Source organism: Citreimonas salinaria (assembly GCF_900107235.1).
Classification (GTDB): Bacteria; Pseudomonadota; Alphaproteobacteria; order Rhodobacterales; family Rhodobacteraceae; genus Citreimonas; species Citreimonas salinaria.
In genome coordinates, this window is the sequence record NZ_FNPF01000015.1 from 26,873 (window position 1) to 41,982 (window position 15,110).

Here is a 15,110-nt window from a genome sequence, read left to right on the forward strand (position 1 = left end):
AGGGATGACACGACTTGCAGGAGGCCGGCTTCTCAGAGCGAATGACGGGCATCAAGCCTTCTTCGAGATTGGCCGCCCAACCCGCGGGAACCCCTTCTCGGGACGCATCAAGGGGCGCCGTTTACCGATCTCTGAATATCCTGAAACCGCTCGGGTGCGGGACACCCGAAGGAAGCGAAACCGAGAGCGCCATCGCTCTCGTCGAGCATCTAGCTGAAGAAAGCCGGTATCGAGATGGTAGCCAGGAGGCCCTTCGTGCCTCCGGATACCTTCTGCGCTCGCCGGAGATAGAAGAAGAATGGCTAGATGAGGCACGACCCGCAGTCGGCGGGTCGGCCGAAAACTGTCCTGAATCTAGGGAGAAAAATCGATGACTGTGAAGACCCTGATCGCATCCGCTACAGCCGCCGTAATGGCGGTGGCAGCGGTTCCCGCGGCTGCGGAATACCCCGAACGCCCGGTCACTGTAATCGTGGCCTGGGGTGCAGGCGGCAGCACTGACACCATGGCCCGTATCTTCGCCAACTACATCGGCGAGGACCTCGGGCAGCGCTTCGTTGTCGAAAACCGCGAAGGTGCTGGTGGTGAAATCGGCTGGACTGCGCTCGCAAATGCACCGGCGGATGGATACACTGTCGGCCTCATCAACTCGCCTTCGTTCGAGTCCAAGGGTATCGTGCGTGATGACGTCGGCTACGACATGGAAGACATCCGCCCGCTTGTGAACGTCGTCACGGATCCCGGCGTTCTCGCCGTTGCGGCCGACAGCCCTTACGAGACGCTCGACGATTTCGTCGCGGCTGCCAAGGAGAACCCGGGTGAGTTGTCCGTATCCCACGAAGGCGTGGGCGGCGACGATCACCTCGCGGCGCTGGACTTCACCGACAAGGCCGGGATCGACGTCAACTTCGTCACGTTCGACGGCAATGCGGAGGCGACTGCTGCGCTGCAAGGCGGGCATATCGATGCTTTTGAAGGCAACATGAGCGAGGTCGCGAACCAGATCGAGAACGGCAGCGTGCGTGCTCTTGCGGTTTGGTCCTCCGACCGAATGGAGGCGATTCCTGATGTGCCCACGGGTCAAGAACAGGGATACGACGTGATTTCTGCTGCCTCGCGCGGCTTCGCCGTCCCCGCCGACCTCTCCGAGGAGCAGTACAACACGCTTCTCGAAGCCGCACGCGGTGTGATTGAGAACGAGGAGTTTCGGGCGGAGCTCGCCGAGCTCAACATGCCGGTGGTCCCGATCTACGGCGAGGATTTCGTCGAGTTCCTCGAGAACAACCGCGAAACGCTCGAGACGCTCTGGGAAAAAGACCCCTGGATCGAGCAGTAATCCACGAGGCATGAAATCGTGTCAGCGAGCAACATAGATCGCTTACTGGCCGTGGCGCTGATACTTGTCGGCGCCACGGCAATCTTCCTGTCGCAGGATTTCCGCGGCGATGCAGGGTTCTTTCCGACTGCCATGGGGTGCCTGCTGATCCTGGCGAGCCTGATCCTTCTTGCACAGAGCGTGCTGCGGACGAGTCCTGCCCAGGAGCCGGAAGAGCCATTCGAGGGGCCAAGGTTCCTCGCTTGGGTCGGCATGGCGGTTCTGCTCTTCATTCTGGTCTGGCAGGTCGACTTCTATCTCAGCGTCTTCCTCTTCATTGTTCTGTCCTACGTGCTGCTCGCAAAGAAGGGTGTCATCTTCTCGATAACCCTCGCCGCGATCTTCACGATCGTGCTGTTCATCGGTTTCGACCTTCTTCTGAACGTCCCGACCCCGAGCAAGCTCCAAGCCTTCTTCAACACCTTCTGAGCCAAGAGGACGCATGCAAGATCTCCTGATCGCGCTCGGCAACATCTTCGAGCCTAGCTCCCTTTTGGTTCTCCTCATCGGAACGTTGGCAGGAATGGTAATCGGGTCACTGCCGGGCCTGTCTTCGACAATGGGCGTGGCTCTCGTCATCCCTATCACGTTCAGCATGACGCCGGAGAACTCGCTCATCCTATTGGGAGCAGTCTATGTCAGCTCCGTCTACGGTGGATCCATAACGGCTATCTTGCTGCGAACACCCGGAACAGACGCCTCGATCGCGACTGCACTGGACGGTTATCCACTCGCTCAACAAGGACGCGGGGCCGAGGCTGTCGGAATGGCAACCATCGCGTCTCTGATCGGCGGCATCTTCAGCACCGTGCTCCTGATTGCAGTCGCCCCGCCGCTTTCGCGTTTCGCCCTGTCGTTCGGCCCCATTGATTACGCAGTCCTGGCCATTTTCGGGATGGTCACGATCATCGGCGTGGTCTCGAGCAACCCCGTCAAAGGCACCGTATCAGCAGCAGCCGGACTGCTGCTCGCCACGATTGGCATGGACAACTTCACGGCTACGCAGCGCTTCACATTCGGTGAGAGCGCACTCTTCGATGGCGTTCCGCTGCTGCCCGCGCTGATCGGTCTTTTTTCGATCTCCCAGGCTATTGCATTGACTGTGCCCAGACGCGCCAGCATCCTGTCCGAAACCGCAGATATCAACCATGGCCGCCCCTATCCTAGCCTTGGGCTAATCCGGCAGTGCATGCGGACGATCATGAAATCTTCGGTCATCGGATCTGCGATCGGTGTCCTGCCTGGTGCAGGGACGAGTATCGCAGCCTTCATTTCATACAACGAAGCGCGCCGCTCCTCGAAAAATCCCGAAAACTACGGCAAGGGTGAGATGGAGGGCGTCGCAGCCAGCGAGGCGGCCAACAATGCTGTCACAGGTGGCACGCTCGTCCCGACACTCACACTCGGCATCCCTGGGAATGCGGTGACCGCGGTCTTCGTGGGCGGCCTGACGATCCACGGCATGGCACCTGGCCCGCGACTTTTCACGGATTTCGCGGACGTGACATACACGCTGATCCTGTCGCTTTTCCTCGCAAACCTCTTGTTTGCAATCATCGGCCTCAGTGTTGGTCGCTATCTGGTCTTCGTCACCAAGATCCCAGGCTCCGTTCTGGGGCCGCTGGTACTCGCGTTCAGCTTTATCGGCACATACGCGCTCCGGAACAACCTCTTCGACGTCGGGCTCGCACTCGCTTTTGGCATAGTTGGCTACTTCATGGAGCGCAGGAATTACCCGGCAGCACCCTTGGTGATCGCGCTCATTCTGGGTCCGATCTTCGAGGTGAACTTCCGCCGCGCAATGGAGATATCGTCCTGGAACTGGGCAGTGTTCTTCGATCGCCCGCTGACGATCTTCCTCATCTTCCTCGTGGTCGCGGCTGTAGTTCTGCCGATCTGGCAACGCCGCAAAGCCAGGAGAGCAGCTCGATTTGACCGGGACAGGCACTCGGAGCCGAAATGACCGTCAGTTCCGGGAACCGCCCCAGCTAGACCGCAAACGCCCTGATCATCGGGCACAACCTCACTAGGTCCTGCTCGCACCGGCAAGCAGGGAGAACTGGCACCAGGTGCCGCCGAAAGGAATACATCATGATCCAGGAAAAGCGTGAACTCATCGACGCCATCCGTAATCGCTTTGCCCACGTGGAAAGCTGTCCGTTCCAAGGACCACGGATCTTCTTCGAGAATGCCGGCGGCGCCCTGACGTTGAAGTCGGTGGGAGAGACATCCGCACACTTCGCCACCATTCCCGATAACCAGGGGCGCGCCAACCCGGCCGGCCAGGCTCTGGTTGACGTCATCACCAAGGCCAAAGCCGATCTCGCTGTCTTCATGAACGCAAGCTCCGGGCAGTTCATCGTCGGCGAGAGCGGCACCGAACTCCTCTTTCGCATGATCCGGACCGCCTGTGTCAACGTCGCCAAGGGAAGCAAGATCATCGGGTCGACGATCGAGCATCCAGCCAGCCGCAGCGCGGCCAACCGGTGGGCCGAAGTGATGGGGCTCGAATATGTCAGTGTTCCGCATGACAATGAGACCGGCACCGTGTCGGCCGAGGCGTACGCCGAGAAGATGACGCCTGATGTCTCGGTTGCGACGATCCTGCATGGCTCCCCCGTTACCGGCATGGGTATGGATGTCGCCGCGATCGTGAAGGAAATCCGCAAGGTCTCGCCTGACTGCTTCATCATCGTGGACGGCATTCAGCACGCCGCGCACGGACAGATCGATCTCGATGCCTACGATGTGGATGGCTATGCAATTTCGCCCTACAAGGTTTTCTCCCGGCACGGCTACGGAGTGGCATGGCTATCCGACCGTCTCAGCGTGCTTCCGCACGAGCAGCTGATGGGTGCTCCTGAGAAGGTCTGGGAATTCGGTACTCGTGATCCGGGATCCTACGCAACCATGTCCGACGTCGTTTCCTATTTCGAGTGGCTGGGTGGCCAGGTGTCTGACACGCAGGATCGCCGGGGTAAGATCGAGGCCGCCGGCCGCGCGATCCATGAGTACGAAAAGCATCTGACCACCAGCCTCATCCATGGCACAGGAAACCTTCCCGGACTTTCGAACATGGATCATGTCGAGATTATCGCGGGTGCCGACAATCCCGCCCGCGAGGGCGTTGTGTCGATCTCGGTAAAGGGCAAGTCGTCGGTCGACGTCGTGGAAATTCTCAACGCGCAAGGAATTCGCACTCACTCCCGGAAAGCTGATCACTTCAGTGGCAATGTTCTGAAGCCTCTTGGCCTCGACGACTGCATCCGGATCTCGATGTGTCACTACAACACCGAACATGAAATCGCGCAGCTTCTGACCGCGCTCAACGAACTTGAGCGGTAGCCCCGAGTACAGTCCAAGCGCGAACCTCAAACGGCCGGGCTCTGCTGCGACTAAGAGCTCTGCCGTGGGAGCGATGACGGCTGCTTGCGCAGCCCCCGGCAGATATCCAGCGTTCCTGCGGCTATTCTTTGTGCTCCTTATCATCATCGCGGCACTGAGTGGCGGTCGCTTCGAACGAAACACTGCGGCTCTCTTTCTGTCGGTCGAGTAGAGAGTACACGCCAGCGGTGCTCACCATGGATCCGAAGTCCCTGAGAGAATAGCCACCGCTTTCGGCGATGGCTGCATGCAGCAAGCTGGCAGCGGCACGCTGGCGGTTCACCTTCAGCAGCCACAGAGGTGGCGTTGATGCCTTCAACCACAGGCGGGTTGAAGCAAGGTGGAAGCCAACGGTGTTTGTGCATCAGGTTCCGACCTGTAGACTGACGTAATCCGAACGGCATTCGAGAGAGAACACCATGCGTCTATTCTTCGCGCTCCTCCTCACCCTGGCTCCACTGCGGGTGGCAGCTCTGGAGTTCGAGCACGAAGTGGTGGACATGAGGCCGATCCTCCCGAAGACCCTGGAGATCTCGATCGCCGGGAATTTCGTGTCCGGCGACAGCGACCGGTTGCAGCAAATCCTCACCAGCACGCTGGACCCTGATTTTCGCGACGTCAGCGTCACGTTCGACAGTCCGGGTGGTTCCCTGATCGAGGGCCTTCTGATGGCCCGAATTTTCATGGAGCTGCCGCAAATCGTTTCGGCCAGAGTTCGATCAGGAGGTGATGAGATCGGTGTCTGCGCGTCCGCGTGCGTTCTGGCATATCTCGGTGCCGACCTGCGATACATGCCGGACAACACGCTGATCGGGGTGCACAGGTTCTCGCATCGGCCAGGCGCGATGACGGATTCCGAGGCCAGCAGCCAGGCGCAGCTCTTCTCCTCGGAGATCGTTGCCCTGATGCAGGACCAGGGCGTGGACATGGAATTGTTCCGTCGCATGTCTGCCACCGGACCTGATGACATCGACTGGGTGCCCAAGCCGGTCCTGGAAAGCTGGCGTGCGGTCACCGGGCACGTCTTCAGTGAGACGATGGAATACCGCAACGTGAACGGATCGCTGTCCCTGCACATGGTCCACGAAAGCATCTACGGGACGAACCAGATGTTCCTGTCCTGCGGTGATAAGGGTCTCATCGCGATCGCGATGCTGGATGAGCCGGAGCTTGCGATGCTCGGCGACGCGGCCTTCGTGGTCGACGGAGAAGCGTACCTGCTTCCTCCAAGCGAGTACGACCTGATCAATCGTGATGGCGGGCGCACCCGGATCGTATTCAATGTCCCTCCTGAGGCCGTGCCGGCCTTACCGGGTGCCAATACGATCGGCGCGCGCATGAACACGCCCGGTGGAGACATCTTCTGGGGGTTCGAGCAGAATATCACCGACAGCAAGGTTCGCGACACTGCCCTTGGCTGTGACAGCACGATGGCACCTCAGAGGAGCCAACCGAGTCCATTGCCGGCGCCGCGCATGACCGAGTTGCCTGGAACCGATCTTCCAGGCGGAGACATGACGGCCGACGGCCTTCGCGACATCTCGTTCGCCGCCTGCAAGCAGATCTGCCTCGATACGCCGAGCTGCCGCGCGGTCTCTTTCGTGCAGTCCATGAGCTGGTGCTGGCCCAAGGGCAGTGTCGGCCCCGCCCGGAGCAAGGCTGGCGTGATCAGCGCGGTAAGGTGACCACGCCAGCCGGTTCTTCAAACCTGATACCCCGGCTGCTCACCATTGGGCGCGCCAGGATACCACCTCCCTACGGAGGTCTTCAGGCCATTCGGAAGGATCCGGCCGGACGTCGAGCGGGGCGTTTCGGTGGCGACGGGACACTGGCGCACATGCTGCCGAACGGGTCCAGCCCATCCAGCCTGCGCTGCGATTGACACCGAGGCCCTTCGACCGTCATCCTCAAGAAAATCACGAGCGGTTTTCGGATGCAGAAGAAGACGGTTCCGCGTGGCGCCAAGCTAGTAATCTACCAAGCAACCAATCGGAACACCGGTAAGATCTATATCGGCAAGGCAAAGCTTGGCATGTCGCACGCAAAGTCGCGACATCATCAGCGCGCGAAATTCCGCTGGAAGTATGGCTGCGACGGCTACTTCTACTCCTCCATCAGGAAGCATGGATGGGGCGCGTTCGACTGGGAGGTTATCGACCAGGTCGAAACTTATGATGAGCTCGACCCTCGGGAAATCGCGTGGATTGCATTCACGAGATCCTACCTGGACAAGTCCGTGGGATACAACATGACGCCGGGCGGCGATGGCGGCGCGGGTCGGACGTTGTCTGCCCGACAGATCGAAGGGTTGCGGGAGCGGTTCTCCGGCGAAGGGAACGTGTGTTGGGGGAAGTTCGGCGCTGATCACCCAGCCTACGGGCACGTCAAATCCGTCGAAGGACGTGCCGCAATATCTCGCGCGCTCACGGGCAGAACCCTATCACAGGATACACGCCGCAAACTCTCCTTGTCTCGGATCGTGCTCACCGCTGAGAGCAAGGCAGAAACAGCGAAACGGAAGGAAGAGGAGCGGGTCGCGAAAAGGACCGAAACGGCCAGGCGCAAGGCCGCCGGAGAATACAAAGGCGAGAACGCCGGCCCCTCCAAGGTGTCCGATGCGCAGCGCGCCGAGATTTGCCTACGCCGTGCGGCGGGTGAGTCCTACCGGTCTATCTCAGAAGACTTCCCGCTGGGCCTCACTGGCGTCAGAGCGGTTGCGAAAGACTGGGGACCACTGAACGGGTTCCCCTTCGAGAAGATCGTCGCCCACTCGGACCACCGATCGAAGCTCACCGACGACCAGAGGCGCGAGATCATCGGGCGCCACCGCAACGGTGATACCATAACGAAGCTTGCCGAAGCCTTCGAGGTCGGCGCCACCACCATCTACTGGACGATCTCTGAATGGCGACCTCGCAACGATCTTCCTTACGTCCGCCTCAGCGGTTCATGGGTCGGGTAGCTCGATAGGCGATGAGCGTGGTTCCACAATACGCCGCGTCGGGGGGCGTGGATGAGCCGGGAGAAATCGGCCCATGCGTCCCCGGCCAGTTCTTGTAGGCTGTCACTGCATACAGGGAAATTGAGGAAGTTTAGCGACTTATGCTACCTGAGGTGTCGCGATAGGGCTGCCACGGCATCGAAGATGTCGGTGAAGCGCGCGTAGTAGAGCTCTCGCGCGGCGAAGGATCGAGATGGCCGGCCTGCCATGTCGCTCTCGATCGCATCGACAAGTCGCAGCAGACGACGCCGGTGAATGCCGAGGCGCGCCTGGATTGGATCAGCCAGAAGACCGGCGAACGCGGTCACCAGGGATGCTGCCATGAGGAGCACGGCGACAGTCCAGCCGATCTGAGAAACCGATGCACCAGGCTGAAAGATCCCGTACCAGGCAGATCCGAGGTTCTCCCCAAGCCAGAAGCTACCGATCGCCCTGTCCCGGACGAGGGCATCGGCGACCGTCGGCGCCATGGAAACCACGCCGGGCGTCAGACTCCTGAAAATCAGCGCGCCGATCAGGATCGCGATCACAGCTGTGGTGATCTCCGACACCGCGGATCGGGTCGCCGAGTATGTCTTAAGAGCGAGGTCGGCCGGCGAGCCAGGTTCGGATGCTTTCAGCTGAGGAAGTCTCAGGAAGTCCGCGGCGACCTTGTGCTCGATATGTCGACCGGTGGCCGTCGGAAGTACAATCGATGCCAGGAATGAATTTAGCCCAGCCGCCGCTCTGCGCAGACGCAGCAAGTCCAGCACCGCGGCGAAGATGCGGACGAGAAGATGGACCGGGGCAAGGGCAACGTTCACTGGAGCGCGGAGCAGATCCCAGCCCAGGGTATGCCGATGAAGGCGCAGTGCGCCGCGCCAGGAGAAGGTCTCTTCGACGAATGCGTCAACGCGATCCCTGGCCCGCTCGAAGGGATCTCCCTCGCGGACCTCATAGTCGATCGCCATGGCATTTTCAGGCACCACTCGCCCCCACGCGGAAGATTCCATGATTGGCAGAATACAGGAGTTTCGCGAACCCTTCGTGACGATTGTGCCTCCGCGGGCTTCCGTGCGACAGTTATCGCATGAAAAAGCTTCGATCTCTGCTGGCTGGCGACCTCGCGCTGGACGAAGCCTTCTGGACCTGGGCGGTGACGGGCGGCCTGATGGTCAACATCTCGACCAGCATCCTCTTTCTGGTTCTCATCCTGCAGGACCTGCCGCTGGCCGCCTTGATCGTGGGCTACGGTTGCTCGGTGCCCTACAACGTGGTCGCGACAATCGGCGTCTGGCGCTCGGCTGCAGTCTACGGCGGCCCGACCCTCTATGCGGATCTGGCGCGGTACGCGACACTTGCCCTCATGGCGATCCTGACGCTGACTTGACCCTGTGCCGTGCCGCGGTCTTTCGTCGAACAAAGACGGGCAGTTGAACACCGATCTGTGCGTCCGAGCTCAGACAAACCCGACTGCGTTCATTCCATGGTATAGGTTCCGAGCCATGCTGCCCTCAGAGCAGGGTCCTGGAGGCCACCATGACACCGATCATCTATAGCGCACAAATCGTGGACCCGACCCGGGACTTCGACCGCTGTGGCATCACGCCTGGAGGGGCCGTGGATCTGCGTGAGGAAAAGGACGGACGGATCGCGATCCTGTGCCAGCGAAGGACACGGTGGTTCCGCTGGAAGCGGCGTGCAGTCCCGGTAGGCTTTCTCGACCAGCTGAACGCCGAGCTGATGAAAACGCATCTCGCGCAGATCGACAGCCTCCGGGTGAGGATCGTTTCGGCCTCGGGACCTGCCAAAAAACCCACCGCCGCGTGTATCTCGGTCTAGGGCAACGTCTGCGCGGCCGGGAAGGCCGAACCGCGGTCTCAAGCATCCGCCGCGCGGGCAACCAATGCTGTGCCGGAGGCGTTGCCGGCCGAATAGGGAGCGCAGCAATCAGGAACTTGGTGTGCGCGCCTGCGTTGCTGCAAGCGAACCGACACGAGGCATTCATGCTACGCTCGATCCTGATGGGCCTTGTCGCAGGCCAGCGCTCGATGGCGCCGCTTGCCGCATTGGCCGGTGCGGCGCGTCTCGGCAACCTCCCGTACGACAACCCGCAGGCGCGACTGATGGAGCACCCTCTGATCGCAGCTGGCGGAGTGGCGATGGCCGCGGCAGAAGTGGGCGGCGACAAGATGAAGACTGCACCCGACCGCACCGTGTTTCTTGGTCTGCTTGCCAGAACCATCACCGGCGGGTTCGCAGGTGCGGCTCTTGCTCCGCCACGGCGCCAGCTGGAGGGGGCGGCGCTAGGCATCGGTGCCGCGGTGGCTTCCTCGTATTGCGGACTTGCTGCGCGCGAACGGGCGATGCAGCACATGGATCAGACAACCTCCGGCTTCGCAGAGGATGTGATCGTTCTCTCGGCAGCCTTCGCGATCGCAAACGCTCGGCCAGCGCTACCGTCTTCTGTCGACAGAGGTGCCCAAAACCCATCCTGATTTCGTGGACTGAGTCATCAGCCAGCAAGGGTGACTGCCATGTCCGTTCGATTTCCGCCTCTCGACACGAAACCCATGGAAGCGGAACCAGTGGACGACCTGCCGACGGGCGCGGGCTACCAGTACGAGCAGAAATACGACGGGTTCCGCTGCCTGGCATTCAGGAAGTCCGATCCGGTCCAACTGCAGTCGAAGAACCAGAAGTCGCTCGCCCGGTACTTTCCTGAAATCGAGAGCGCGCTCCAGGAGGTCGATGAGACCGGTTTCGTGCTCGATGGCGAGATCATATCCCCGGAAGGGATCGAAACCCTCCAGCTGAGGCTGCATCCGGCTGCCAGCCGGGTCGAGCAGATGTCGATCGAGCACCCCGCCCGGTACATCGTCTTCGACATCCTCGCGCGGCTCGGGAGCTCGCTGATGTCGTCGCCGCTGGAAGAGCGCCGTGCCGTGCTCGAGGAGTCATGGCAGCTCATAAGGGCTTGTCTGTGCTGGAGCTGCGAAAGAAGACCGCGACGGCCGCCACCGCTCGCAAGTGGATCGGACAGAAGGGGCTCGACGGCGTGATGGCGAAGAGCCTGGCGCTGACGTACCAGCCGGGCAAACGGGCCATGCTGAAGTACAAGGTCTGGAAGACGGCCGACTGCGTCCTTGGAGGGATCTACCACAAGAAGGGGACGCGGTCGCTCGACTTCCTGCTGCTCGGTCTCTACGACGGCGAGGGCCTGCTGCACTATGTCGGGCGAGCCCGGATACCCACGGGCGGAGAGGCCATGGGAGGGATTCTGGAGCAGCTGGCCGGCGAGGGCGGCTTCACCGGTCGCAGGCCAGGGTCGAAGGATCGCTGGAGCGGCGCCGAGCGCGATTACGTCCCCCTGCGGCCGTTGATCGTGGCTGAGGTGAGTACGGAACTGGTGTCCGCCGATTTCATGAGGCACGGCGCCCGCGTTCTGCGGATCCGGCAGGACAAGAACCCTGACGACTGCTCAATCGACCAAATCCGCTAACCCGGCCGGAGGGGCCTCTAACCACCAACCACTAAAAGTACCATTGAAACTCTACTCAAGGAACGTCTGAACTACGGCTTCGGCTTCGCCGAAAGCCGGTCACTCGCGTGAGGCTTGCCGGGCGACCATTCCCACTTCGGGTTCAGCACACGCCTGACCGGGAGCGACATCACGGCATCACCAGCGCGGACAGCAGCAATGACACCAGGATGCCGACAGTCAAGACGTAGCCGCCGTTCCAGCGCCATGCCACGTGTGCTGGGCTGACCCCGCCATAGGATGCAACGAGGAGGACCGATGCGGTAAAGGGCGAGGTGACGCCACTTAGGGCCCAGCCGCTGGTGATTGCAAAGACCATCGCGACAGGCGCGATCCCCAGCGCTTCCGGCGAAGGCAGTAGCGGACCGATCAGTGACACCGCAAGGATCGGGTTCATGCCGATCTGCCCCGTCAGGGGAATGAGCCAGAACACCGAGATCAGCAACAGGACGGCGGGCACAGCACCCAGATTGATGCCGGCGCCCTCTATCAGCGGCGTTGCGAGAGCCGATCCCAGCGTTCCGATAAAACCTGCCATGGAAAGCAGCACCAATTCCCCATTTAAGCCGGGGATCTCGCGGGTGGCGAAGTCAGACACGCTGTCGCGTATGGCTGCCGCAGGGTGATCCCGGCCTGCCTGCAGGGCGACCCATACGACCGCGATGAGCGGCACCAGCGCCATGACAGCCCCGAATACCCATACCCCGAAGGCGAAGTGCACGGCGGCTGCAGATGCGAATACGACCGCAAGAAGCGTGATCAACGGTCTCAGATGATGGAGCCAGGTTCGGCTCGACGAGTCTTGCGAAGGCGACGGTTGTCCGGATGGACGCGGCTTGAAGATGGTGTCCAGCCCCCAGCCCGTGAGAATGAGCAGAACCACGCCAACCGTGGCCACGGGTAGTACCCCGGCCCAGCTTGCGCCGGGAACGACCGAAAGGGTGATGGCCAGCGAGAAGCTCAGAGGAGACCACACGAGGGTCGAAGCAAAGCCGCGCTGGATGGCGACCAGCATGCGTCGAACGCGATGCTTGCGGACATACGCGCTCGGTGCCTCACGGGCGCTCTCCGTCGCCAGGCCGCCGAGTAGGGAGATCGATCCATAAAGAAGGATCAGGCCAAACAGGTGGCCGCCAATAGTGAGCGCGAGGTAGCGCTTTCCCGGCGCCTGATTGGACAGGAAGCGACCGCACTCGATGATGGCGGGTGAGCTCGCCGCTGCTGTACGGATCGCCGTCAGCGCGCAGAAGAGCGCCGCGATGAAGCTCGCTTGTTTCAGCGCGCGCAGTATGGCCTCGTCCCAGTCGGGCAGGACAGCGATAGCAAGGGCGGTCAGCAGCAACCCGATGAGGAGGAAGGCGACACGTGATCTTCGCATCTGGGGCGCAAAGGCAGCGAGCCCGCAAATCACGAAGCCGCCGGCAATGTAGGAGAACGCGGGCAACCCCGTAAACTCGAAGGGCACGGTCACGAGCAGGGTGGCGATCATGAACAGGCCGCCGAGCTGATTTCGGCCCTCGGACGACCCAACGTTCAAGTTATTCACCTCGCTGGAGTTCTTCCGGCCGCAGTCTCGTGCGTCGCGCGGGGAGTGTCCAGCCAGAGCTATGGTTCAGAGCTCAGCCTGCAGGTGACGCGCAGGCCACGGTCGGCGAGAGACCAGAGGAACTCAATCCAGAACGTCTCCGCCTCGGAGGGTCGATCTCGACGCAGAGCCTCGTTTCTCGACCGGGATCGGCTCGCCGGTGATCATGCTCTCGTCGACGGAAGATCCGCATTGTGTAGATCGCGTCCGCCGCCTTCGGCTTCGGCGCCGCCTTCAACGCGGGATCGAACGTGAGCGGTTTCTCGGCGGGCCTCTATGAGAGCACGCCCGAGCGTCAAGGCTATGCCAACGGCTACAAGCCCAAGCGGATCGACACGCCTGCGGGCACGGTGAGCTTGCAGGTGCCCTAAGCCGCCGGGCACGAAGGAGAGCCATTCTACCCGCAATCGCTCGAGCGCGGACGGCGGGCGGCCCGGGCCGTCATGCTGGCGGTGGCCGAGATGTACGTCAAAGGCGTCTCAACACGCGACGCCGAGGCTGTCATGCGCGAGTTCGGGATCGAGAGCTTGTCGTACTCGCAAGTGAGCCGGGCAGCCAAGCTGCTTGACGAGGAACTGGAAGCATGGCGCAACCGCCCTCTTGGCCAAGTGATATACCGCATCTTTGATGCCCGTTACGAAAAGATGCGCCACGGCGGCGTGGAGATCGACGATGTCGAAGGTCTCAAGAAGGCGCAGAACCTGGTCCGGCGGCAGGTCCCATTCCGCCAGAGGTGCTGCCTGATCCAGGACGTTGATCTTGCGCTCGATGAGCGGCAGGTACGGCCCCGTCCTGCCCCGCTTAAGGCACTTTGCTCTGACACCGCCCTCTAGCCGGCTACTTCCCGATGGGAGGCGTCGTTCCGGCCGGAATGGGACAAACATAGGGATATTCGGCCAGATGGTCGGCATGCGCCTGCTTTGCCACAGCGATCAGACTGCCGTCCAGCAGTGCAGCACGGGCAGTTGCTGCCATCACCTTGCTGGCGTGCAGCATCCCCTTGTGCGCGGCCGGGGCCTTGCCCTGGGCCGTCTGCTGCCAGCTGTGCAGCGCTGTGCCCACCGCGCAGGTCGCCACTCGGGCCTGCACTGTGGGGACCGCCCAGCTGACATCCCCCACATCGGTAGAGCCCATACCGCCCATGAAGGGGCGGTCCAGCGGCGCGATGAAATCGCACAGCGGCTTGTCGTAATCGGGTTTCATCGCGAGACGCTCGAACGTGTCGGCGATATCCTCGCGCGACAGGCTCTCACGAATGCGAGTCGCAAAGGCGGCATCGTCTGCGTCGAAGGGGACGGGGCCCAGAGCCTCGAACTCGGCCTGCATGGCCTCGGACAGAGGGCGGTTCCTGGTAAGGTTCGACACGGCTGAAAAGACCTTCGACGTCACACTGGTCCCGGACATCAAGGCCGCGCCGTCGGCGATCGCGCGCACGCGCTCGACTAGCGAAGCAAGGCCTTGCAGGCTGGGGCTGCGGATCAGATGGCGCACGGTCGCCTTGGACTGCACCACGTTGGGCGCAATGCCGCCGGCGTCCAGATAGGCATAATGTATGCGCGATCCGTCCGGCATGTGTTCGCGCATGTAGTTGACGCCGATATTCATCAGCTCGATTGCATCCAGCGCCGATCGGCCCAGCTCCGGCGCGACTGCCGCATGAGCGGCCTTCCCGTGGAAGGTGAAGTCGATCCTCGTGTTGGCCAGCGATCGCATGTCATCGACCGCATTGAAGCTGGCCGGGTGCCAGGTGATCGCGATATCAACGTCGTCGAACTGGCCGTCGCGCACCATGTAGGTCTTTGCGGCGCCGCCTTCCTCGGCCGGGCAGCCGTAATAGCGGACGCGGCCCGATATGCCCTCGGCCTCCAGCCAGTCTTTGACGGCGGTCGCCGCCGACAGCGCGGCTGAGCCCAGCAGGTTGTGACCGCAGCCATGGCCGAACCCGTGCTCGGCTATCTGCTTTGGCTCGGCCAGACCGGCTTCTTGCGACAGGCTCGGCAGCGCGTCGTATTCGCCCAGGATGGCGATGATCGGGCCGCCTTCGCCTGCCTCGCCCATGACGGCGGTAGGAATGTCGGCGACGCTCTCGGTCACGCGGAAGCCTTGTTCGCGCAGCATCTGCGTATGGGCCGCGCAGGATTGCACCTCGCCATACGCCAGTTCGGGAGTGTCGAAGACGCGATCGGCCAAGCCTGTGAAGGCCGGTCCCTTCGCATCGACGAAGGGCCAGATCGGGTTGTCGTTT

General features: G+C 61.9%; 14 protein-coding genes and 2 pseudogenes. 12 read left to right on the forward strand and 4 right to left on the reverse strand.

Annotated features, from left to right (window positions below; translation table 11 throughout):
* Positions 1-370: 370 nt before the first annotated feature.
* The 6 genes from BLW27_RS15765 to BLW27_RS15790 all read left to right on the forward strand — a co-directional run bounded on the left by BLW27_RS15765 (position 371) and on the right by BLW27_RS15790 (position 7,721).
* Complete coding sequence (locus tag BLW27_RS15765) at positions 371-1,336, forward strand: tripartite tricarboxylate transporter substrate binding protein (protein ID WP_089884683.1); 966 nt, start codon at positions 371-373, stop codon at positions 1,334-1,336.
* Between the two features lie 51 nt (positions 1,337-1,387).
* On the forward strand, positions 1,388-1,804 hold the full coding sequence (locus BLW27_RS15770) for a tripartite tricarboxylate transporter TctB family protein (protein WP_177177946.1): 417 nt from the start codon (positions 1,388-1,390) through the stop codon (positions 1,802-1,804).
* Between the two features lie 13 nt (positions 1,805-1,817).
* Positions 1,818-3,338: a tripartite tricarboxylate transporter permease gene (locus tag BLW27_RS15775; protein WP_089884688.1), complete on the forward strand. Its 1,521-nt coding sequence runs from the start codon at positions 1,818-1,820 to the stop codon at positions 3,336-3,338.
* A gap of 128 nt (positions 3,339-3,466) precedes the next feature.
* Entirely contained in the window at positions 3,467-4,720 is a 1,254-nt protein-coding gene (locus BLW27_RS15780) for an aminotransferase class V-fold PLP-dependent enzyme (RefSeq protein WP_089884690.1), read from the forward strand.
* Positions 4,721-5,178: 458 nt separating this feature from the next.
* Entirely contained in the window at positions 5,179-6,444 is a 1,266-nt protein-coding gene (locus tag BLW27_RS15785) for a PAN domain-containing protein (protein ID WP_089884693.1), read from the forward strand.
* Positions 6,445-6,692: 248 nt separating this feature from the next.
* On the forward strand, positions 6,693-7,721 hold the full coding sequence (locus BLW27_RS15790) for a hypothetical protein (protein ID WP_089884695.1): 1,029 nt from the start codon (positions 6,693-6,695) through the stop codon (positions 7,719-7,721).
* Positions 7,722-7,864: 143 nt separating this feature from the next.
* Here BLW27_RS15790 and BLW27_RS15795 read toward each other — a convergent pair whose 3' ends face one another.
* Positions 7,865-8,710 carry a DUF6635 family protein gene (locus tag BLW27_RS15795; RefSeq protein WP_089884697.1) on the reverse strand — a complete coding sequence of 282 codons (846 nt, stop codon included), beginning with the start codon at positions 8,708-8,710 and terminating at the stop codon, positions 7,865-7,867.
* Positions 8,711-8,829: 119 nt separating this feature from the next.
* Here BLW27_RS15795 and BLW27_RS15800 point away from each other — a divergent pair, with 119 nt between their 5' ends.
* From BLW27_RS15800 to BLW27_RS15820, 5 genes are all read left to right on the forward strand, one after another.
* Positions 8,830-9,129, forward strand: coding sequence for a hypothetical protein (locus tag BLW27_RS15800; protein ID WP_089884822.1), 300 nt, complete (start codon positions 8,830-8,832; stop codon positions 9,127-9,129).
* A gap of 149 nt (positions 9,130-9,278) precedes the next feature.
* Entirely contained in the window at positions 9,279-9,581 is a 303-nt protein-coding gene (locus BLW27_RS15805) for a hypothetical protein (protein ID WP_089884699.1), read from the forward strand.
* Between the two features lie 164 nt (positions 9,582-9,745).
* On the forward strand, positions 9,746-10,237 hold the full coding sequence (locus BLW27_RS15810) for a DUF4126 family protein (protein WP_089884702.1): 492 nt from the start codon (positions 9,746-9,748) through the stop codon (positions 10,235-10,237).
* Between the two features lie 90 nt (positions 10,238-10,327).
* The gene (locus BLW27_RS15815; RefSeq protein ID WP_177177947.1) at positions 10,328-10,801 is read left to right on the forward strand and encodes an ATP-dependent DNA ligase; all 474 of its coding nucleotides are present in this window, start codon (positions 10,328-10,330) and stop codon (positions 10,799-10,801) included.
* Positions 10,723-11,241 carry a hypothetical protein gene (locus tag BLW27_RS15820; RefSeq protein ID WP_177177948.1) on the forward strand — a complete coding sequence of 173 codons (519 nt, stop codon included), beginning with the start codon at positions 10,723-10,725 and terminating at the stop codon, positions 11,239-11,241. Before BLW27_RS15815 ends, BLW27_RS15820 begins: the two co-directional genes overlap by 79 nt.
* 169 nt (positions 11,242-11,410) lie before the next feature.
* Here BLW27_RS15820 and BLW27_RS15825 read toward each other — a convergent pair whose 3' ends face one another.
* Complete coding sequence (locus tag BLW27_RS15825; protein ID WP_089884824.1) at positions 11,411-12,769, reverse strand: hypothetical protein; 1,359 nt, start codon at positions 12,767-12,769, stop codon at positions 11,411-11,413.
* 539 nt (positions 12,770-13,308) lie between these two features.
* On the opposite strand from BLW27_RS15825, the pseudogene BLW27_RS21750 reads away from it, so the two are divergent.
* Positions 13,309-13,467, forward strand: a pseudogene (locus tag BLW27_RS21750) (transposase); the annotation flags it as partial.
* 3 nt (positions 13,468-13,470) lie between these two features.
* Here BLW27_RS21750 and BLW27_RS22135 read toward each other — a convergent pair.
* A pseudogene (locus BLW27_RS22135) lies at positions 13,471-13,647 on the reverse strand (IS21 family transposase); the annotation flags it as partial.
* 55 nt (positions 13,648-13,702) lie between these two features.
* Positions 13,703-15,055: a M20 family metallopeptidase gene (locus BLW27_RS15835; protein WP_245710904.1), complete on the reverse strand. Its 1,353-nt coding sequence runs from the start codon at positions 15,053-15,055 to the stop codon at positions 13,703-13,705.
* Positions 15,056-15,110 lie beyond the last annotated feature (55 nt).